General features: G+C 67.6%; 16 protein-coding genes and 1 pseudogene. 9 read left to right on the forward strand and 8 right to left on the reverse strand.

The window, feature by feature from the left end; translation table 11 throughout:
• Positions 1-38 precede the first annotated feature (38 nt).
• The 3 genes from BLR75_RS21640 to BLR75_RS21650 all read right to left on the reverse strand — a co-directional run bounded on the left by BLR75_RS21640 (position 39) and on the right by BLR75_RS21650 (position 3,147).
• Positions 39-1,055 carry a DUF1338 domain-containing protein gene (locus BLR75_RS21640; RefSeq protein WP_084314026.1) on the reverse strand — a complete coding sequence of 339 codons (1,017 nt, stop codon included), beginning with the start codon at positions 1,053-1,055 and terminating at the stop codon, positions 39-41.
• A gap of 186 nt (positions 1,056-1,241) precedes the next feature.
• On the reverse strand, positions 1,242-2,069 hold the full coding sequence (nadE, locus tag BLR75_RS21645) for an ammonia-dependent NAD(+) synthetase (RefSeq protein ID WP_084314027.1): 828 nt from the start codon (positions 2,067-2,069) through the stop codon (positions 1,242-1,244).
• Positions 2,070-2,250: 181 nt separating this feature from the next.
• Positions 2,251-3,147, reverse strand: coding sequence for a LysR family transcriptional regulator (locus tag BLR75_RS21650; RefSeq protein ID WP_084314028.1), 897 nt, complete (start codon positions 3,145-3,147; stop codon positions 2,251-2,253).
• Between the two features lie 112 nt (positions 3,148-3,259).
• On the opposite strand from BLR75_RS21650, the gene amaB reads away from it, so the two are divergent.
• The 8 genes from amaB to lhpI all read left to right on the forward strand — a co-directional run bounded on the left by amaB (position 3,260) and on the right by lhpI (position 12,881).
• Positions 3,260-4,750, forward strand: a complete 1,491-nt coding sequence (gene amaB / locus BLR75_RS21655; protein ID WP_084314029.1) for an L-piperidine-6-carboxylate dehydrogenase — start codon at positions 3,260-3,262, stop codon at positions 4,748-4,750.
• 215 nt (positions 4,751-4,965) lie between these two features.
• The gene (gene amaA, locus BLR75_RS21660) at positions 4,966-6,249 is read left to right on the forward strand and encodes an L-pipecolate oxidase (protein WP_084314030.1); all 1,284 of its coding nucleotides are present in this window, start codon (positions 4,966-4,968) and stop codon (positions 6,247-6,249) included.
• A gap of 399 nt (positions 6,250-6,648) precedes the next feature.
• Complete coding sequence (locus tag BLR75_RS21665; protein WP_084314031.1) at positions 6,649-7,782, forward strand: branched-chain amino acid ABC transporter substrate-binding protein; 1,134 nt, start codon at positions 6,649-6,651, stop codon at positions 7,780-7,782.
• Between the two features lie 219 nt (positions 7,783-8,001).
• Positions 8,002-8,916, forward strand: a complete 915-nt coding sequence (locus tag BLR75_RS21670; RefSeq protein WP_084314032.1) for an ABC transporter permease subunit — start codon at positions 8,002-8,004, stop codon at positions 8,914-8,916.
• Between the two features lie 65 nt (positions 8,917-8,981).
• Complete coding sequence (gene livM, locus BLR75_RS21675) at positions 8,982-10,235, forward strand: high-affinity branched-chain amino acid ABC transporter permease LivM (protein WP_371858143.1); 1,254 nt, start codon at positions 8,982-8,984, stop codon at positions 10,233-10,235.
• A complete protein-coding gene (locus tag BLR75_RS21680; RefSeq protein WP_084314034.1) occupies positions 10,232-11,104 on the forward strand; it encodes an ATP-binding cassette domain-containing protein in 873 nt (290 codons plus the stop codon). Before livM ends, BLR75_RS21680 begins: the two co-directional genes overlap by 4 nt.
• Positions 11,101-11,817, forward strand: coding sequence for an ABC transporter ATP-binding protein (locus tag BLR75_RS21685; protein ID WP_084314035.1), 717 nt, complete (start codon positions 11,101-11,103; stop codon positions 11,815-11,817). Before BLR75_RS21680 ends, BLR75_RS21685 begins: the two co-directional genes overlap by 4 nt.
• Before the next feature lie 128 nt (positions 11,818-11,945).
• Positions 11,946-12,881, forward strand: coding sequence for a bifunctional Delta(1)-pyrroline-2-carboxylate/Delta(1)-piperideine-2-carboxylate reductase (lhpI, locus tag BLR75_RS21690; RefSeq protein ID WP_084314036.1), 936 nt, complete (start codon positions 11,946-11,948; stop codon positions 12,879-12,881).
• Positions 12,882-13,090: 209 nt separating this feature from the next.
• Here lhpI and BLR75_RS21695 read toward each other — a convergent pair whose 3' ends face one another.
• Together BLR75_RS21695 and BLR75_RS21700 are read right to left on the reverse strand one after the other, a co-directional pair.
• Complete coding sequence (locus tag BLR75_RS21695) at positions 13,091-13,633, reverse strand: NUDIX hydrolase (RefSeq protein WP_084314037.1); 543 nt, start codon at positions 13,631-13,633, stop codon at positions 13,091-13,093.
• Positions 13,633-14,703 carry a DUF2333 family protein gene (locus BLR75_RS21700; RefSeq protein ID WP_084314038.1) on the reverse strand — a complete coding sequence of 357 codons (1,071 nt, stop codon included), beginning with the start codon at positions 14,701-14,703 and terminating at the stop codon, positions 13,633-13,635. The genes BLR75_RS21695 and BLR75_RS21700 overlap by 1 nt, the downstream gene beginning before the upstream one ends.
• A gap of 1,535 nt (positions 14,704-16,238) precedes the next feature.
• Here BLR75_RS21700 and BLR75_RS27410 point away from each other — a divergent pair.
• Positions 16,239-16,943, forward strand: a complete 705-nt coding sequence (locus BLR75_RS27410; protein WP_371858145.1) for a methyl-accepting chemotaxis protein — start codon at positions 16,239-16,241, stop codon at positions 16,941-16,943.
• Here BLR75_RS27410 and BLR75_RS27230 read toward each other — a convergent pair.
• The 3 genes and pseudogenes from BLR75_RS27230 to ccoG form a co-directional block, all read right to left on the reverse strand.
• Positions 16,940-17,068: a hypothetical protein gene (locus BLR75_RS27230; protein WP_255312826.1), complete on the reverse strand. Its 129-nt coding sequence runs from the start codon at positions 17,066-17,068 to the stop codon at positions 16,940-16,942. The two genes, BLR75_RS27410 and BLR75_RS27230, sit on opposite strands and share 4 nt — an antisense overlap.
• Positions 17,069-17,253: 185 nt before the next feature.
• A complete protein-coding gene (mapR, locus tag BLR75_RS21710; protein ID WP_084314052.1) occupies positions 17,254-18,663 on the reverse strand; it encodes a GntR family transcriptional regulator MpaR in 1,410 nt (469 codons plus the stop codon).
• A 74-nt stretch (positions 18,664-18,737) separates the two neighbouring features.
• Positions 18,738-20,286, reverse strand: a pseudogene (ccoG, locus tag BLR75_RS21715) (cytochrome c oxidase accessory protein CcoG).
• Positions 20,287-20,672 lie beyond the last annotated feature (386 nt).

The following is a 20,672-nucleotide window of genomic DNA, read 5'->3' on the forward strand; positions in this document are numbered from 1 at the left end:
GTCCACGAAGCCCGGCCTTGCGCCGGGCTTCTGCGTTTTCAGCCGCGCGAATCGGTCATGCGGAAGATGCCCTGGGCGTTGCTGCTGTCGAAGTTCAGGTCGAGCCGGCCGCTGGCGGTATCGATGCGGCGCTGGATGAACTCGACGAAGGAGCCCGGCACGCTGCGCGTCACCGGCATGCCCCGGGCATCGATGAAATCGCGCTGCACGCGGGTGGCGCGGTAGGCGGTCTGCAGCACGTTGCCCGAGCTGGATACCTCGATGCTGTCCTTCATCGGCCGCTCCAGGGCGCGCTGCCGTTCCACCACCACCTCCAGATCGTCGACCCGGTCGGTCAGGTGGTTGAACATGTTGCCCTCGGTGGCGATCCAGGCCATTTCCGCGCTTTCCCGCAGCAGGCTTTCGTAGTCTTCCTCGCGCACCACGCCATGCTGGCGGCCGAAGGCGGCATGCAGGGCGGGCAGCAGCGCATGTGCCTCGGCGAGGCTGCAATGCCGGGTCAGGCGCAGACGGCGAAGGATGGAGAGATGTTCGGCGGACAGCGGATCGCGGCTGCTTTCCACCACCCGCGTGACGCTGGCCTGGAAGGCTTCGCCGAAGCGGCCGGGATGCAGTTCCGAGACGAAGAACTGCGCGATCTCCTCCGGCAGGTCCTGGTGGCAATAGGCGTAGCCGGTCATCTTCAGCTTCGTCAGTGGATAGGTGCGCACGTCGGTGAAGCCGAGCGGTTCGAGAATCCGCGCGAAGGCCAGGCGGCCGCGCGGCAGTTCGCCGTTTTCCGGCCAGTCGACGGTGCGGATGGCGCCGTGGTCGAAGAGCACCTTGCGGCCCGATTCGCGCTGCTCGCTGACGTACTGGCGGCCTTCCGGCACGGCCTCGACCAGCTTGTGGAACAGGCACAGGTTCAACGCCTCGGCCAGCCAGGCGCGATGCACGGCATCGGTGGTGAAGGCGAAACGGTCGAGGCTGGCGGGAATCTCGACGTGCTCGCCGAGCCAGCCCGCGGCCTGCGGACCGACTACGGTGGAAACGAGTTGGAACAAACCTTCATGCATGGCGCTGGCCCCTGGTTGCGGATGGGGCCAATGAGAGCGGCGGAGCGGGGCGGCCCGCAAGCGAAAAAAAGCGCTGGATGTATTCCTTTTTTTCCGCTTCGGGGTGATTTCCTGTAGGAGCGCACCATGCGCGCGACATCGCGTGGCTGGTCTTTCGCGGGCATGGCCCGCTCCTACAGGAGCAGCTTACGGGGTCTTGGGCATCTCGCGCTTGTGGCGGGTCTTCTCGAAGGTGCGCTCGATGATTTCCGCGGCCTCGGGGTCCACCGCCCCGCCGTGCAGATAGGCGTCGATGTCCCGGTAGGTCACGCCGTGGGCATGCTCGTCCGGCTTGCCGGGGGCGAGGTCTTCGAGGTCGGCGGTCGGGGTCTTCATCACCAGGTTTTCCGGCGCGCCGAGGGTGCGGGCGATGGTGCGGACCTGGTTCTTCACCAGGCCGGTGAGCGGGGCGAGGTCGCAGGCGCCGTCGCCGAACTTGGTGAAGAAGCCCATCACCGCCTCGGCGGCGTGGTCGGTACCGACCACCAGGCCCTGGCGGGCGTTGGCGATGGTGTACTGGGCGACCATGCGGATGCGCGCCTTGGTGTTGCCCAGGGCGAAGTCCACGGTGCCTGCCGGCAGGCCTTCCAGGGCGGCGGTTTCCGCGGCCAGCGCCTTGACCGCCGGGCCGATGTTCACGGTGTGGCGCTCATCGGGCGCGATCACGTCCACCGAGGCCTGGGCGTCGGCCTCGTCGCCCTGCACGTTGTAGGGCAGGCGCACGGCGATGAAGCGGTAGGCGTCATTGCCGCTTTCCGCGCGCAGCTGTTCCACCGCGCGCTGGCAGAGCATGCCGGCAGTGAGCGAGTCGACGCCGCCGCTGATGCCCAGCACCAGGGTCTTCATGCCGGAATCGCGCAGGCAATCCTTGATGAAGTCGAGGCGCCGCTGGATTTCCGCCTGGATGTCTTCCGGCCCGTTGAACGGCGGCTGGACGTTCAGCTCGGAGATGATGGCGTTCTGGATGGATTTCATGACGTGGTCCTTGTGAATACTCAGGCCGGCAGCTTGTAAACCCTGAAAAATACCAGCGTCGGGGCGGATGGGTCGATGCATTTGTCGGATGGCGTGGCATGGCGCGCTCTTGTAGGAAGCGGGCCATGCCCGCGACCGGTCGAGTGCTGGCGGATATCACGGTCGCGGACATGGTTCGCTCTTACACGGGAGCGATGCGCTCGGCGATCCACTCCACCAGCGCGCGCACCTTGGGCACCGCGGCGGCGTGTTCCGGGTAGGCCAGGTAGTAGGCGCTGCGGCTTTCCAGCGCATGTTCCCAGGCGATCGCCAGCTTGCCTTCGGCCAGTTCCTCCTCCACCAGGAAACGCGGCAGCAGGGCCACGCCGCAGCCGGCCTGGGCCGCGCGGATGCACATGTAGAAGGTGTCGAAGCGCGGCCCGTGGTAGCTGTGCTCGCTGTGCCGGCCGAGGCTGAGGAACCACTCGTGCCAGGCTTCCGGGCGGGTGGCGTTCTGCAGCAGGACCAGTCCGGCGAGCTGCAGCGGATCGCTCAGCGGTTCGGCGGGCAGGGTCGACGGGGCGCACACCGCCACCATCTCCTCGCCGAACAGGCGCACGCACTCGGCGCCGGGCAGGGTGCCCTGGCCGAAGTAGAAGGCCACGTCGCAGCGCGATTGCAGCAGGTCGCCCGGCTCCAGCTCCTGGCGCAGGTCGAGGTGGATGTGCGGATGCCGATGGCGCCAGCCGTTCAGCCGGGGAATCAGCCAGCGCGCGCCGAAGGTCGGCGGCGTCGCCACCCGCAGCACCTCGGTGTCGCCGCCGTAGGAGAGCAGGTAGTGGGTGGACATCTCCACCTGGGTGAGGATCTTGCGCACCTCGCCGAGATACAGCTCGCCCGCCGGCGTCAGCTGCAGGCGCCGGCGCACGCGGCGGAACAGCAGGTGCTGGAGCATTTCCTCGAGCTGCGCGACCTGCTTGCTGACCGCGCTCTGGGTCAGGCTGAGCTCTTCGGCGGCGCGGGTGAAGCTGAGATGGCGGGCGACCGCTTCGAAGCATTGCAGGGCGGCCATGGACGGCAGGTGGCGTTTGCTGAGCATCGGATGTATGAATTTATGGAATGACGTATGTAGGAAACGTCGTTTGTTGCGGTAAGGCAAGCCGGCTATTACTCCCGGCATTCCCAGGTCATCGGAACCGACAGGAGCCTCCATGATTTCCGCACTGCTCGACAAGCTTGGCGTCGCCGCCCACCTCTATCGCGATGGCGACCAGGTCGTCCACAGCCCCATCGACGGCAGCCGCCTGGGGGCCGTGCGCCTGGAAAGCGCCGCCGAGGTGGAACAGAAGATCGGCCGCGCCGCCCACGCCTTCGACGCCTGGCGCAAGGTGCCGGCGCCGCGCCGCGGCGAACTGGTGCGGCTGTTCGGCGAGGAACTGCGCGCGCACAAGGCCGCGCTGGGCGAACTGGTGTCCTGGGAGGCGGGCAAGATCACCCAGGAAGGCCAGGGCGAAGTGCAGGAAATGATCGACATCTGCGACTTCGCCGTCGGCCTGTCGCGCCAGCTCTATGGCCTGACCATCGCCTCCGAGCGCCCCGGCCACCACATGCGCGAAACCTGGCAGCCGCTCGGCGTGGTCGGGGTGATCAGCGCGTTCAACTTCCCGGTCGCGGTGTGGTCGTGGAACACCGCGCTGGCGCTGGTCTGCGGCAATCCGGTGGTGTGGAAACCGTCGGAAAAGACCCCGCTCACCGCGCTGGCCTGCCAGGCGCTGTTCGAGCGCGCCGTGCAGCGCTTCGGCGATGCGCCGGAATACCTCAGCCAGGTAGTGATCGGCGACCGCGGCGCCGGCGAGGCGCTGGTGGACGACCCGCGCGTCGCCCTGGTCAGCGCCACCGGCAGCACCCGCATGGGCCGCGAGGTCGGCCCGAAGGTGGCGGCGCGCTTCGCCCGCAGCATCCTCGAACTGGGCGGCAACAACGCCATGGTCCTGGCGCCCAGCGCCGACCTGGACATGGCCGTGCGCGCCATCCTGTTCAGCGCCGTCGGCACCGCCGGGCAGCGCTGCACCACGCTGCGCCGGCTGATCGCCCACGAGTCGGTGAAGGACGAGATCGTCGCCCGCCTCAAGGCCGCCTATTCCAAGGTGCGCATCGGCCATCCGCTGGAGGGCAACCTGGTCGGCCCGCTGATCGACGAGCGCAGCTTCCTGGCCATGCAGGGCGCGCTGGAACAGGCGAAGGGCGAGGGCGGCGTGGTGTTCGGCGGCGAGCGGCAATTGGCCGACCGCTACCCCAACGCCTATTACGTGTCGCCGGCGATCGTCGAGATGCCGGAGCAGAGCGACGTGGTGCGCAGCGAGACCTTCGCGCCGATCCTCTACGTGGTCGCCTACCGCGACTTCGACGAGGCGCTGGCGCTGAACAACGCGGTGCCGCAGGGCCTGTCGTCGTGCATCTTCACCACCGACGTGCGCGAGGCCGAGCAGTTCATGTCGGCGGTGGGCAGCGATTGCGGCATCGCCAACGTCAACATCGGCCCGAGCGGCGCGGAGATCGGCGGCGCCTTCGGCGGCGAGAAGGAAACCGGCGGTGGCCGCGAATCCGGCTCGGACGCCTGGAAGGCCTACATGCGCCGGCAGACCAACACGGTGAACTGGTCGCGGGAGCTGCCGCTGGCGCAGGGGATCGTGTTCGACTGAACGGCGCGCCTCATTTTGTAGAAGCGAGCTTGCTCGCGAGCAAACCCCGCTGCGGAGCTGTTCGCGAGCCCCCCTCGGTCCTACGAAGAGCTGCGGCCCCGTAGGATGGGTTGAGCCTGCGATACCCATCATCCGCGGGCACCGATGGGTATCGCTTCGTTCCACCCATCCTACGGTTGCAGGTCCGCTGAAGCCTCGCCAAGAAGGATTGCCGAATGTCGCTACGCCAGGAATGTCTGTGGGAACACCTCACCCCTGAGCGGCCGCAGGCGCCGTCGCTAAGGGGCGAGCGCAAGGTCGACGTGTGCGTCATCGGCGCCGGTTTCACCGGGCTGTCGGCGGCGCTGCATCTGCTCGAAGGCAGGCAGCGCGTCTGCGTGCTGGAGGCGCATACCGCCGGGCACGGCGGCTCGGGACGCAATGTCGGGCTGGTGAATGCCGGCATGTGGATTCCGCCGGACGAGATCGAGGCCGGCCTCGGCACGGACATCGGCGGGCGGCTCAACCGCATGCTGGGGAATGCGCCGTCCCTGGTGTTCTCGCTGATCGACAGGTATGGCATCGACTGCCAGGCGCGCCGCGAAGGCACCCTGCACATGGCGCACAACGCCCGCGGGCTGGCCGACCTGCGCAGCCGTTGCGCGCAGTGGCAGCGGCGTGCCGCGCCGGTCGAACTGCTCAGCGGCGCCGCCTGCGCCGAGGCCTGCGGCACCGGGAAGATCGCCGGCGCGCTGCTCGATCGTCGTGCCGGCACGCTCAACCCGATGGCCTACGTCAGCGGCCTGGCCCGCGCGGTGGTCGGCCTTGGCGGCGAGCTGTTCCATCACTCTCCGGTCACCGGGCTGGTGCGTTCCAACCGCCACTGGAACGTGTTCACCAACGGCGGGGTGGTCAGCGCCGAGCGCGTGATCATCGCCTCCAGCGCCTACACCGAAGGCGAGTGGACCGAGCTGCGCCGCACCTTCTTCCCCGGCTACTACTACCAGGTCGCCTCGCGTCCGCTGGAAGGCCCGGAGGCCGCGCGCATCCTGCCCGGCGGCCAGGGTTCCTGGGACACCCGCCAGGTGCTCAGCAGTATCCGCCGTGATGCCGACGGACGCCTGCTGCTCGGCAGCCTGGGCAAGGGCACCGGCAAGCCGGAATGGTTCATCAGGAGCTGGGCCGACCGCATCGCGCAGCACTACTTCCCGCGGCTCGGCAAGGTGGACTGGGAATTCACCTGGACCGGCTGCATCGACTTCACCCCGGACCACCTGATGCGCCTGTTCGAGCCGGCGCCGGGCCTGCTCGCCATGAGCGGCTACAACGGCCGCGGCGTCACCACCGGCACCGTGGTGGGCAAGGCGTTCGCCGACTTCCTGCTGCACGGCAAGGCCGACGCGCTGCCGATGCCGCTGAAGCCGATGCAGGAGATTTCCGCCGTGGGACTGCGCAGTTGCCTGTACGAGGCGGGCTTCTCCCTCTACCACGCCGGCCAATGTTTGCGCGTCGTTATCTGACAGCTGGATGTCGCTATTAGGGATGTCTATTTCGCCACTATTTGCGGAAAGTTCTGAACAGATAACAGGAGTGTGATGATAAGAAACACCGATTGACCGCACAGATTCGTGCGTAGTTGCACCAGCGATGGGCAACCGTACCCAGCCTGCCAAATGTTGCCGAAACCGCCGCCAGCAGTGGGTTGGGACGCGCCGGAAAAATTCCGGAAGTTTTGCTAAATAATTGATTTCCAATAACAAAGATAAAAACGGAAAGGAGGGCTAGAGTTTTTGTGGCATGCCTGCGCACTACAAAAACCAATGGCACGCCGCTTGCCTACGCTATTTGTGGACGGAACGCCGCAAACAAGTAGCTGGTTCCAGCGCCATCACAAAAAAAACCCTCAGGAGCAAAACTCCATGTCGAAGACGATTTTCAGAAAAGGCTTTCTGGCCCTGGCGGTGACCACCGCGATGGGCGTCTCTTCCCTTGCTTTGGCGGATGTGGTGATCGGGGTTGCCGGTCCGCATACCGGCGCGAACGCCTCGTTCGGCGAACAATACTGGCGCGGTGCGACGGCGGCGGCGGAAGTGATCAACGCCGCAGGCGGTCTCAACGGGGAGAAGATCAAGCTGGTGAAGGCCGACGACGCCTGCGAACCCAAGCAGGCCGTGGCCGTCGCCAACCGCCTGGTGGATCAGGACAAGGCCATCGCCGTGGTCGGCCACTTCTGCTCGTCCAACACCATCCCCGCCTCCGAGGTCTACGACGAGGCCGGCATCATCTCCGTGACCCCCGGCTCGACCAACCCGAAAGTCACCGAGCGCGGCCTGACCGGCATCTTCCGCATGTGCGGCCGTGACGACCAGCAGGGCGTCGTCGCCGGCAACTACATCGTCAACGTGCTGAAGGCGAAGAAGGTCGCGGTGATCCACGACAAGGACACCTACGGCCAGGGCCTGGCCGACGCGACCAAGGCGCAGCTGAACAAGCTCGGCGTGAAGGAAGTGCTCTACGAGGGCCTGACCCGCGGCGAGAAGGACTTCAACGCGCTGGTCACCAAGATCCGCGCCTCCGGCGCCGAGGTGGTGTTCTTCGGCGGCCTGCACCCGGAAGCCGGCCCGCTGGTCCGGCAGATGCGCGAGCAGGGCCTGAACACCGTGTTCTTCTCGGATGACGGCATCGTCACCGACGAACTGGTCACCACCGCCGGCGGCCCGCAGTACACCAAGGACGTGCTGATGACCTTCGGCGCCGACCCGCGCCTGATCCCGGACGGCAAGGCCGTGGTGGACAAGTTCCGCGCCAGCGGCTTCGAGCCGGAAGGCTACACCCTCTACGCCTACGCCTCGCTGCAGGTCCTCGCCGCGGGCTTCAACGGCGCCGGCAAGAACGACCCGCAGGCCGCCGCCAAGTGGCTGCACAGCAACCCGGTGCAGACCGTGATGGGCAAGAAGGAGTTCGACGAGAAGGGCGACCTGAAGGTCTCCGACTATGTCGTCTACAAGTGGGACGACAAGGGCAAGTACCACCAGCTGGAAACACAGCAGTAAGCGTCCGCGAACTGTGACCGGTCCTGCCGCACGCCGCCCGGTTCATCCGGTCGGGGCGGCGGGGCTGGCGCAGGTCGCGCGCACCACGCCCGACCTGCCGGCGGCGCCACGAGCGCTGCCGGCGCCCCCGCAGGTCGTCGGGTCGCCAGGCGCCGGTCACGAGCCGGGCAGCCAGCGCACCGTCAGCCTTTCCTGCTCTGCTTGCGTGAGTACTCAATCGTGGACGGCATCTTTCTCCAGCAAATGATCAACGGGCTGACCCTCGGGGCAGTCTACGGCCTGATCGCCATCGGCTACACGATGGTCTACGGCATCATCGGCATGATCAACTTCGCCCACGGCGAGGTGTACATGATCTCCGCCTACCTCTCGGCCATCGCCCTGGCGCTGCTGGCCTACTTCGGCCTGCATTCCTTCCCGCTGCTGATTCTCGGCACGCTGCTCTTCACCATCTTCATCACCGGGGTCTATGGCTGGACCATCGAGCGCATCGCCTACAAGCCGCTGCGCAACTCCACCCGCCTGGCGCCGCTGATCTCCGCCATCGGCATGTCGCTGATCCTGCAGAACTACGTGCAGCTCAGCCAGGGCCCGCGCCAGCAGGGCGTGCCGACGCTGCTCGACGGAGCGATCAAGTTCCACGTCGGCGAAGGCTTCGTGCAGCTCACCTACACCAAGGTCTTCATCCTGATCGCCGCCTTCATCGGCATGGCCGCGCTCACCTACGTGATCCAGTACACCAAGCTCGGCCGCATGTGCCGGGCGACCCAGCAGGACCGCAAGATGGCCTCGATCCTCGGCATCAACACCGACCGGGTGATCTCCTACGTGTTCGTCATCGGCGCGTCCATGGCCGCGCTGGCCGGCGTGCTGATCACCATGAACTACGGCACCTTCGACTTCTATGCCGGCTTCATCATCGGCATCAAGGCATTCACCGCCGCGGTGCTCGGCGGCATCGGCTCGCTCCCGGGCGCCATGCTCGGTGGCCTTTTGCTAGGGGTCGCCGAAGCGCAGTTCTCCGGCATGGTCAACACTGACTTCAAGGACGTGTTCTCCTTCTCCCTGCTGGTACTGATCCTGATTTTCCGGCCGCAAGGACTCCTGGGTCGTCCCCAGGTGGCGAAGGTGTGAGCATGAACGCAGTGACCGAAAGCAGTGTCCGCTCACAACAGGCCGCGCCGGCCCGGAGCTTCGACATGAAAAAGATCCTGCTGGATACCGTGCTCGCCGGGCTGGTCGCGCTGATCGTGTTCGGCCCGATCGTCGGCGTGGTCCTCGACGGCTACAGCTTCGACCTGCAGCCCGTGCGCCTGGCCTGGCTGGTCGGCGCGGTGATGGCGGGGCGCTTCCTGCTCAGCCTGTTCCTGCAGACGAAATCCGGCGTGGCGATCCTGCAGCGCTTCGAGACGTCCGACTCCGGCATCAGCGTGCTGGAGCCCGGCTACAAGACGCGCCTGCGCTGGATCATCCCGCTGGTGCTGGTGGCCGCGGTGATCTTCCCGTTCTTCGCCAGCAAGTACCTGCTCACCGTGGTGATCCTCGGCCTGATCTACGTGCTGCTCGGCCTCGGCCTGAACATAGTGGTCGGCCTCGCCGGCCTGCTCGACCTCGGCTACGTGGCCTTCTACGCCATCGGCGCCTACGGCCTGGCGCTGGGCTACCACTATCTCGGCCTCGGGTTCTGGACGGTGCTGCCGCTGTCGGCGCTGACCGCCGCGCTGGCCGGCGCGCTGCTCGGCTTCCCCGTATTGCGAATGCACGGCGACTACCTGGCGATCGTGACGCTCGGCTTCGGCGAGATCATCCGCCTGGTGCTGAACAACTGGCTGAGCTTCACCGGCGGCCCGAACGGCATGTCCGTGCCGGCGCCGACCTTCTTCGGCCTGGAGTTCGGCCGCCGCGCGAAGGAGGGGGGAATACCGGTCCACGAGTTCCTCGGCATCGAGTACAACCAGAACTTCAAGTTCCTGTTCATCTACATCGTGCTGTTCCTGGTGGTGATCGCGGTCCTCTACATCAAGCACCGCCTGACCCGCATGCCGGTCGGCCGCGCCTGGGAAGCGCTGCGCGAGGATGAGGTGGCGTGCCGCTCGCTGGGCCTCAACCACGTGCTGGTGAAACTCTCGGCGTTCATGCTCGGCGCCTCCACCGCCGGCCTCGCCGGGGTGTTCTTCGCCAGCTACCAGGGCTTCGTCAACCCGTCGTCGTTCACCTTCTTCGAGTCGGCGCTGATCCTCGCCATCGTCGTGCTCGGCGGCATGGGCTCGACCCTCGGCGTGGTGATCGCCGCCTTCGTCCTCACCGTCGCCCCGGAACTGCTGCGCGCCTTCGCCGACTACCGGGTGCTGCTGTTCGGCATGCTCATGGTGCTGATGATGATCTGGCGCCCGCGCGGGCTGATCCGCATCAACCGCAGCGGCTTCGCCGTGCGCAAGGGGGTGGCGCCATGAGCGACAAGATCCTGGGCGTCGAGCACCTGATGATGCACTTCGGCGGCATCAAGGCCCTCAACGACGTCAACCTCGATGTGGAGCGCCACTCCATCACCGCGCTGATCGGCCCCAACGGCGCCGGCAAGACCACGGTGTTCAACTGCCTGACCGGCTTCTACAAGGCCACTGGCGGCAGAATCCTGCTCAACACCCAGGGCAGCACCACCGACGTGATCAAGGTGCTCGGCGAGCCGTTCCGCGGCAGCGACTTCGTCAACCCGGCGCAGCTCGGCAGCCGCGTGTACTACAAGATGTTCGGCGGCACCCACCTGGTGAACCGCTCCGGCCTGGCGCGGACCTTCCAGAACATCCGCCTGTTCCGCGAAATGTCGGTGGTGGAGAACCTGCTGGTGGCGCAGCACATGTGGGTCAACCGCAGCCTGCTCGCCGGCGTGCTCAACACCCCCGGCTACCGCCGCGCCGAGAGCGAGGCGCTGGACCACGCCTTCTACTGGCTGGAAGTGGTCGACCTGGTGGACTGCGCCAACCGCCTGGCCGGCGAGATGTCCTACGGCCAGCAGCGCCGCCTGGAGATCGCCCGCGCCATGTGCACGCGGCCGGAACTGATCTGCCTGGACGAACCCGCCGCCGGCCTCAACCCGGCGGAAACCCAGGCGCTGAGCCGGATCATCCGCTACCTGCGCGACCACCACGGGATCACCGTGCTGCTGATCGAGCACGACATGGGCATGGTGATGAACATCTCCGACCACATCATCGTGCTCGACCATGGCGACGTGATCGCCCGCGGCGCGCCAGCGGAAATCCGCCATGACGAAAAAGTGATCGCTGCCTATCTCGGCGCGGAAGAAGAGGACCTGGTATGACGGCGCCGATGCTGGAATTCCGTGATGTCGATGTGTTCTACGGACCGATCCAGGCGCTGAAGAAGGTGTCCCTGCAGGTCAACGAAGGCGAGACGGTGGCGCTGATCGGCGCCAACGGTGCGGGCAAGTCCACCCTGCTGATGTCGATCTTCGGCCAGCCGCGCGCGGCCGCGGGCGGGATCTTCTTCAAGGGCCAGGACATCCGCCAGAAGTCCGCGCACTACGTCGCCTCCAACGGCATCGCCCAGGCCCCGGAAGGGCGCCGGGTGTTCCCCGACATGAGCGTCGAGGAGAACCTGCTGATGGGCACCATCCCCATCGGCATGGACCATGCCCAGGAGGACATGCAGCGCATGTTCGACCTGTTCCCGCGCCTCAAGGAGCGGCGCAACCAGCGCGCCATGACCATGTCCGGCGGCGAGCAGCAGATGCTCGCCATCGCCCGCGCGCTGATGAGCCGGCCGAAGCTGCTGCTGCTCGACGAGCCGTCCCTGGGCCTCGCGCCGATCGTGGTCAAGCAGATCTTCCAGACCCTGCGCGAACTGGCGAAGAGCGGCATGACGCTGTTCCTCGTCGAGCAGAACGCCAACCATGCGCTGAAGCTGTCCGACCGTGGCTACGTGATGGTCAACGGCCAGATCCGCATGAGCGGCACGGGGGCGGAGCTGCTGGGCAACCAGGAGGTGCGTAACGCCTATCTCGGTGGGCACTGATGCGCTCTTCGTAGGAGCCAGCTTGCTGGCGAAAGCCGTGCTGTCCGACCATGCCGGTGCAGGATGGAACTCGGATCGCCAGCAAGCTGGCTCCTACAGACGAGACTCGATAACGCGGGAACTTTTCCATGCAAGATGTCCGCTTTCTCACCAACGCCGACGTCGCCGCACGCCTGGCTTATCCACAACTGATCGAAGCCCTGCGCGCCGGCCTCACCAGCGCCTGCGAGGCCCCGGTGCGCGGCAGCCACGAGCTGCCGGAGAACGCCTCGCTGCTGACCATGCCGGTGTGGCGGCCGGGGCAGGATATCGGCGTCAAGCTGGTCACCGTGTTCCCCGGCAACGGCGTGCGCAACCTGCCGGCCGTGTCCGCGCTGTTCTGCCTGTTCGACGGCGAGAACGGCCGCCCGCTGGCGATGCTCGAAGCCTCGGAACTGACCGCCCGGCGCACCGCCTGCACCTCGGCGCTGGCCGCCGACTACCTGGCCAAGCCGGATGCCCGGCACCTGCTGATCGTCGGCAGCGGCACCCTGGCGCCGCACATGGTCCGCGCCCACAGCGTGGTGCGCGGCTACACCGACATCGCCATCTGGGGCCGCCAGCCGGACAAGGTCGCTGCGCTGGTCAAGCGCCTGGCCGGCGAAGGCTATCCGGTGCGCGTCTGCGACGACCTGCAGGAAGGCGTCGGCCAGGCCGACACCATCAGCTGCGTCACCACCTCCCGCGAGCCCATCGTCCGCGGCGCCTGGCTGCGCCCGGGCGTGCACCTGGACCTGGTCGGCGCCTTCCTGCCGAGCATGCGCGAGACCGACAGCGAAGTGGCGCGCCGCGCGCGGATCGTCGTCGACACCCGCGAGGGCGCGCTGGAGGAGGCGGGGGACCTGCTGATCCCGATCGCCGAGGGCGTGATCCGGCCCACGGATATCCACAGCGAACTGCGCGACCTGCTGCAGGGACGCGGGCATCGGCATGAGCAGGGCGAGATCACCCTGTTCAAGTCGGTGGGGTATGCGCTGGAGGACCTGATCGCGGCGCGGTTGCTGGTGGATGACAACCGTCCGTAGGAGCGGGCCATGCCCGCGACCCGTTCGGGATGTCGCTCGCATGGCGCGCTTACATTATTCACCCGTGACGTAGGGTGGATGAGGCTCTTTTCATCCACCACTGCGGGGCCGCATGCGCGGCCATGGTGGATCGATGAAGCGTGATCCACCCTACGAAAAGCCCCACGCCGATGCCGAGGCTATCCCGTAGGGCGAATAACGCGTCAGCGTTATCCGTCGCTGTGCAGATACCGCCGCAAGGCTTCCAGCGAATCCGGACAATACGCCCCGCCAGCATCCGCCTCGGCCAGCGCCTCCCGCGGATCGACGAAGCGCGCTTCCATCACCTCTTCCGGCTGCAGGCGCAGCGGGCCGTCCCACACGGCGGAGAACACCGCGCACCACAGGCGGTTGCCCGGCCCGTCGAAGAAGAAGGTGCCGTGGTCGCGCAGCGGTACCCCGGACACGCCCAGTTCTTCCTCCAGCTCGCGCTCGGCGGACAGCGCGTAGCTCTCGTCCAGCTGCACCATGCCGCCGGCGGCCGGGTCCCAATGGCCGGGGTAGAGCGCCTTGCTCAGGGTGCGCCGGTGCACGCACAGCTGCCCGGCGCTGTTGAACAGCAGGATGAAGCTGCCGCGGCCGATCAGCCCGCGCTCGCGCAGTTCCGCGCGGGGCAGGCTGCCGAGCAGTTGGTCGTTTTCGTCGACCCAGGCGATGCGTTCGGCATCCGAGGCGGCGCGGTGGGCCGCCTCCTTGTCGCTGATGCCGTCCATCAGCCCTGCGCCAGCAGTTGACGGAGGTCGATGATCGCGGCGTTGGCGCGGGAGATGTAGTTGGCCATCACCAGCGAGTGGTTGGCCAGCACGCCGAAGCCGCTGCCGTTCAGCACCACCGGGCTCCACAGCGCTTCCTGGGCGGCTTCCAGTTCACGAATGATCTGCCGCACGCTGACCGTGGCGTTCTTCTTCGCCAGCACGTCGGCGAAGTCGACCTCGATGGCGCGCAGGATGTGCGACAACGCCCAGGCCTGGCCGCGGGCTTCGTAGAACACGTTGTCGATCTGCAGCCACGGGGTTTCCTGGAGCTCTTCCTCGACCTTCGGCGCCTCGCCGGGGACCATGACCGCCTGCGCCTTGACGTTGGTGTTCAGCTTGACCCGGCCGACGCTGGCCGACAGGCGCTGCGACAGCGAGCCGAGACGGGTGGCGACGTCGCCCAGCCAGTTGTTCAGGTTGTCGGCGCGGGCGTAGAACTGCGCGCCGGGCTGGTTCGGGTCGGAAAGGCGGGCGAGGTAGCGGTCCAGCGACTTGATGCCTTCCTGGTACTCGGCCTCGGAGGCCGGCAGCGCCCAGCTCTTGTTGTCGAAGTGGAAGCGCGGTTCGGCGCGCGCCAGGTCGGCGTCCTCGGTGGACTGCGACTGCGAGCGGGCGAAGTCCTTGCGCATCGCGCGGCTGAGGTCGCGCACCTGCACCAGCACGCCGTATTCCCAGCTCGGCATGTTGTCCAGCCACAGGCCCGGCGGGAAGATGTCGTTGGAGATGTAGCCGCCCGGCTTGTCCAGCAGGGTGGAGGCGACTTCCTTGAGGGTTTCCACTGTGGTGTAGCCGACCACCATCTGCCGGCCGGCCTGTTCCGCGGCGGCCTGGGCGTGCTGCTGGACCGGGAAGAAGTCGGGTTCCTGGCTCCAGTACCAGCCGATCGCCCCGGTGACCACCAGGTAGGCGCCGAGCAGCCCGGCGAGCACGCGGCTCAGCCAGGGGCCGCCAAAGTAGGCGCGCACATCGTCCACCGAATCGTCGACGCGATCGCGCACGGAGCCGCCGCGTTTCTTCCAGTCCCACATGGCAAAGTCCTTAGCGTTTCGAATACGGGAAATCGGACCGCCGCTGTGGAGGTTTCGCTCCGCCGCGCGGCGATCCAGGCCGCATAAGCATGCCCCAGTCTGCGTCCCAAGGGCAGTCCGAATACGCCATGGGCTGCGGAAAACCCGTCGTCGCCCGGGGAAAGCGCTCTGCCGCGCGACTCGCCGGGATCGATGCTGGCACCTTGTCATCGCTCTGTAACCGAACGGCAATAACCTCTCGCTCGCCGTAATGCCGTCGGTCGAGACCTGCCATGCGCCTCAAACTGCTGACCAACCTGAATACCGCCCTCCTGCTCGTCGTCTGCCTCGCCCTCGGCGCCACCCTGTGGTGGTCGCAGCAGGCCATGCAGCGACCGTTCGCCATGCTCGACCGTTACCTGGAACTGTCGCGCCGCTTCGACGACGAGGTGGCGCGCAACGTCCGCGACTACCTCGCCAGCGGCGACGCCCTGCGCCTGACTTCCGCCCAGCAGGCCATCGACGGGCTGAGCGGCGAGCTGCCGCAATTGCCCGCCAGCCTGACCGGCGCCCTCGGCGGCAGCCTTGAGGAGCTGCGCGGTTTCGCCGCCGGCGAACTGCTCGGCACCGGCAAGCTGGCCGGCGACCCGCAGGGCCTGCTGCTGCAGGCCGAACGCGACCTGGCCGGTGTGCTGGAACAGCTTTCCGCCTATGCCGACGCGGCGCAGTCGCCGGCAGCGACGGAATACCGCGCCCCGCTGCTGCAGGCCGGCCTGCACCTGACGCGCCTGGCGCACCTGCGCGCGCGGCTGGTGGAAAGCGGCAATCCGGCGCTGGCCGAGGAACTGCAGCGCGAACTGGCCAGCCTGAGCCGCTCCGCCGAAACCATCGACGCGCTACCGGCCCTCGGCGTGCTGGAGGAACAGTCCTCCGCCGCCGACGATTTCGCCGCCACCATGGGCCTCGACAGCGAATCCAGCGCAGAGCGGCAGGGCGAGGATCGCGCCATCGCCCTCAAGCGCGAGCTGGGCAGCCTGCTGCGGCGTTATCCACAGGAGCTGGCGCGCACCCGCGGGCTGATCGAGCAGCGCCAGCAACTGGCCCAGGCCACCGCCGGCCGGCTGGACGCGGTGCGCCAGGCGCTGTCCGCGCTGGAGCCGCAGGTGCGTGGCGAGCGCGCGCGCATCCAGCAGCAGGTGCGGACCATCCAGGGCGCGCTGATCCTGCTGATCCTGCTCGGCGCGCTGACCATCGACACCCTGCAGCGCCGCCTGGCGCGGGTGCTTGGCCGGCTGGTGCCGCTGCTGTCGAACTGGGCGCGCGGCGATTTCAGCCAGCCCGTGGCCCTCGACACGCGCACCCGCGACCTGCTGGAAATCCAGGATTCCCTCAACCAGCTGCGCGACTTCCTCGACGGGCTGGTCGGCACCATCCACCAGCGCGCCGAACAGCTGGCCGACAGCAGCCGCACCCTCGCCGAACTGAGCGGTGGCCTGCATGCCAGCGCCGAGCGCCAGGACGGCGACACCCGGCAGATCCGCGACGCGCTGGGCGACATGGAAGCGGCGATCCAGCAGGTGGCCGGCGATGCCAGCGATGCCGCTTCCGCCAGCCAGGCCGCCGGCCGCGCGGTGGAACAGGGCCAGCGGGTGATCGGCCAGAGCCTGGCCGGCCTGCGCGCGCTGGCCGACGAGGTGCAGGCCAATGCGCGGGCCATCGAGAACCTGGCGGAGGAGTCGGCGACCATCGGCAACGTGCTCGGGGTGATCCGCTCCATCGCCGAACAGACCAACCTGCTGGCGCTCAACGCCGCCATCGAGGCCGCCCGCGCCGGCGAACAGGGCCGCGGCTTCGCCGTGGTCGCCGAGGAAGTGCGCTCGCTGGCCCTGCGCACCGCCGGCGCGACGGGAGAAATCCAGCAGCTGATCGAACGCCTGCAGCAGGCCGCGCGGCAGTCGGTGGAGGCGATGCGCAGCCAGGTCGAGCACGCCGAACACACCGCCAGCCAGGCCGGCGCCGCCGAGGGTGCATTGGATGAGGTGGTGGAGACGATCCGCAGCATCGCCGGCATGGCCGAACGCATCGCCGAGGGCTCGGCGCAGCAGAGCGGGGCGGTCAGCGAGATCCGCTCGCACAGCGAGCGCATCCACCGGCTGGGCAGCGAGAACCTGCGCCTGATCGGCTCAGGCCGCAGCCAGGGCGAGCGCCTGCTGGAACTGGGCGAGGCGCTGCACAGCTCGGTGCGGGTATTTCGCGTTTAGGCTAGCCAGTCGTCGCCCTTGCGCTCCGGCGTGGCCAGGCCATGGCGGATATACCAGCGCACGCCGAGATGCAGCCCCAGGGCGGCCGCTACGCTGAGAAGGATTTCCAGGTATTCCGGTTCCATGTCGCTCCACCCATGCTTCGTCACCGTAGGGCGAATGAAGCGGAACGCTTCATCCGCCGTCGGGATTGGCGCAGGGATATCCGGCGGATAACGCTGGCGCGTTATGCGCCCTACCCGGAACGGGTTCGCTGCGCTCGACCATCCTACGTTGCGGCAACTTGTCGCACAAATGAATCGGAGCGGTCCTACAAAGACCTGATGATCCGCCCCAGCGTCTCCATCGCCTGCTCGCTGCGTGTGCTCCACGGATGCCCGTAGTTGAGCCGCAGGCAGTGGCCGAAGCGCCGCGTGGCGGAGAAGATCGGCCCCGGCGCGATGCTGATGCCCTGGGCCAGGGCGAGCTGGAACAGCTTCAGCGCGTCGATGCGTTCCGGCAGTTCCAGCCAGAGGAAGTAGCCGCCGCTGGGGCGGGTCACCCGGGTTTCCTCGGGGAAGTGCCGGGCAACGGCGGCGAGCATGGCGTTCTGCTGGCCTTCCAGGGCGTGGCGCAGCTTGCGCAGGTGGCGGTCGTAGCCACCGTGCTGCAGGTAGTCGGCGATGGCCGCCTGAGCCGGGATCGAGGCGGAGATGCTGGTCATCAGCCGCAGCCGTTCGATCTGTCCGCTGAAGCGCCCGCCGGCCACCCAGCCGACCCGGTAGCCCGGCGCCAGGCACTTGGAGAAGGAACTGCAGTGCATCACCAGCCCTTCGCTGTCACAGGCCTTCACCGGCTTGGGCGCCTGGCGGGCGAAGTACAGCTCGGCGTAGACATCGTCCTCGATCAGCGGCACCTGATGGCGCGCGAGGAGGGTGGCGAGGGCGCGCTTCCTGTCCTCGCTCATGCTGGCGCCGAGCGGGTTCTGGAAGTTGCTCATGAACCAGCAGGCCCGGATCGGCAACTTCTCCAGGCTGTCGGCGAGGACGTCGAGGTCGATGCCCTCGCGCGGATGCACGGGGATTTCCACCGCCTTCAGCTTCAGCCGCTCCAGCACCTGCAGGGTGGCGTAGAAGGCCGGCGCCTCGATGGCGACAAGGTCGCCCGGCTGGGTCACCACCTGCAGGCAGAGGTTGAGCGCCTCCAGCGCGCCGTTGGTGACCACCAGTTCCTCCACCGCCAGCGGCATGCCGCCGACCATGTAGCGCAGGGCGATCTGCCGGCGCAGGGAATGGCTGCCGGGCACCATGTCGGTGACCACCGCGCGCGGGTCCATGTCGCGCACGGCCTGGGCCATGGAGCGCGCCAGGCGCGGCAGGGGGAACAGTTCCGGGGCGGGGAAGGCGGAACCGAAGGGCACGGTGTCCGGGTCCTTGATCGAGCCGAGCACCGAGAACACCAGTTCGCTGACGTCCACCTCGGTGGTCTCGGCCTGCTGGCGGGCGATTTCCGGCTCGGCCAGCGGGCGTCGCACCTGCTCGCGGACGAAATAGCCGGAGCGCGCGCGGGCGACGATCAGGCCACGGTCTTCCAGCAGGTAGTAGGCCTGGAACACCGTGGACGGGCTGACCCCGTAGGTGCGGCTGGCGTGCCGCACCGAGGGGACCTTCTGCCCGGCGGCGAGCACGCCGCTGCGGATCAGCTCGGCGATGTCGTCGGCGAATTTCTCGTAGCGCTTCATCTTGTCCTGCGGGCCGGGGGGATCGCTGCACTCTAGGCGCTGCGCGGACGGGCCGCCAAGCCGGGCGTTCATGCTCAGCGCCTGGGCGAGACGAAGGTGCTGGCGGTGGTGACGCCGACGGCGGGCTGGTCGCTGTCCTGCACGCGGAACTCCAGCGGCGCCGAGCCACCCCGGCCGGCCTGATCGAGCTGCGCCACGGAGACGGCGAAGTCGCGGATCTCGCCCGGCTCCAGGCGCTGCTCCAGCTCGCCTTGCAGGCGATAGCCGGCGGCGCCGTCGAGGCTGATGCGGTAGCGCTGCGGCTGCTGGGTCTTGTTGATCAGCTTGAGGCTGTAGATGTTCTCGATCTCGCCGGCGGCGTTCTCGCGGAACAGGCCGCGGTCGCGGGTCACGTCCAGCGACACCAGCGGACGCACCTGCAGGGCCCAGGCGAAGGCGCCGATCATCACCAGCAGCACCGCCGCATAGCCGATCAGGCGTGGCCGCCAGAGGTTCGTCGTGCCGCCCTCGAGGGCGCGTTCCGAGGTATAGCGCACCAGGCCGTGGGCGTAGCCCATCCGGTCCATCACCGAGTCGCAGGCATCGACGCAGGCCGCGCAGCCGATGCAGGCGATCTGCAGGCCGTCGCGGATGTCGATGCCGGTCGGGCAGACCTGCACGCACTGCTGGCAGTCGATGCAGTCGCCGAGGCCGAGGGCTTTCGGATCGGCCTCCCTCTTCCGCGCGCCGCGGGATTCGCCGCGGGCGGCATCGTAGGAAACGATCAGGGTGTCCTTGTCGAACATCACGCTCTGGAAGCGCGAGTAGGGGCACATGTGGATGCACACCTGCTCGCGCAGCCAGCCGGCATTGGCGTAGGTGGCGGCGGCGAAGAAGGCGACCCAGAAGGTGCTTTCCAGATCGAGGTTCAGGCTGAACAGGTCGCTCACCAGCGGTCGCACCGGGGTGAAGTAGCCGACGAAGGTGATCGCCGTGACCAGGCTGGCCAGCAGCCAGAGCCCGTGCTTGGCGCCCTTGCGCAGCGCCTTTTCGGCGCCGGGTGGCGACTTGTCGAGCTTCATGCGCTGGTTGCGGTCGCCTTCGGTGACCTGCTCGCACCACATGAAGATCCAGGTCCACACGCTCTGCGGGCAGGTGTAGCCGCACCAGACGCGGCCAGCGAACACGGTGATGAAGAACAGGCCGAAGGCGGCGATGATCAGGATCGCCGAGAGCAGGATCAGGTCCTGCGGCCAGAAGGTTGCGCCGAAGATGTAGAAGCGCCGCTCCGGCAGGTCCCAGAGCACGGCCTGGCGGCCGTTCCACTGCAGCCAGAGGGTACCGAAGAACAGCAGGAACAGCACGGCGCCGCCGAGGCGGCGCAGGTTGCGGAACAGTCCGCTGAAGCGCTTGGTGTAGATCGGCGGGCTGACTGCCGAGAGCACCTTGGCGGGTTTGGCGGGGGCGACCTCGATGACGGTCGCGGGGATTCTTTCGCTCATAGTCGTTGGCCCATCAGGCGGGAGAGGCGAGGCGACTATAGGAATCCGACTGTTCGCGAAACAGATTCAGATCGGACGGCAAAAACCGTATCAGATGGCTTCCGCAGCGACCGGGCCGCGCTGCTGCGGCCTCGCCTGCGATGGTCTTCGATCACTTTCCACGCTGGCCATGGTTCGACGCAGAACAGACGCGGCGCCGACTGGGCCGAGCGCTTCTGTTTCGGCGAGGTCCGCATCGTGGCTGAACGGTGACCCCTACAAGAGCATGCGGTGTGGCCGGGGCCGGATGATGATCGGCAACGGCTGGTCGGTGGCGCTCTCTGATCGCCATCGATTTCCCCGGCTTCCGCGACGGCCGCGGCCGCTGTTCCGCCGGCGAAGTCCGTCCTGAGCGCCGGTTTCGACGGCACGGAGCAGGCTCCATGCCGGTTGCAGCGATGCGCCGGCCAGCCGGCAAGCTTGACGCTATGCCGGTGCGCAGGAAGAATGCGGGCAATGTTGCCGGCAGAAATTCCTGTCCGGTCCTGA

Origin of the sequence: Pseudomonas jinjuensis (genome assembly GCF_900103845.1) — a bacterium.
GTDB classification, from domain to species: domain Bacteria; phylum Pseudomonadota; class Gammaproteobacteria; order Pseudomonadales; family Pseudomonadaceae; genus Pseudomonas; species Pseudomonas jinjuensis.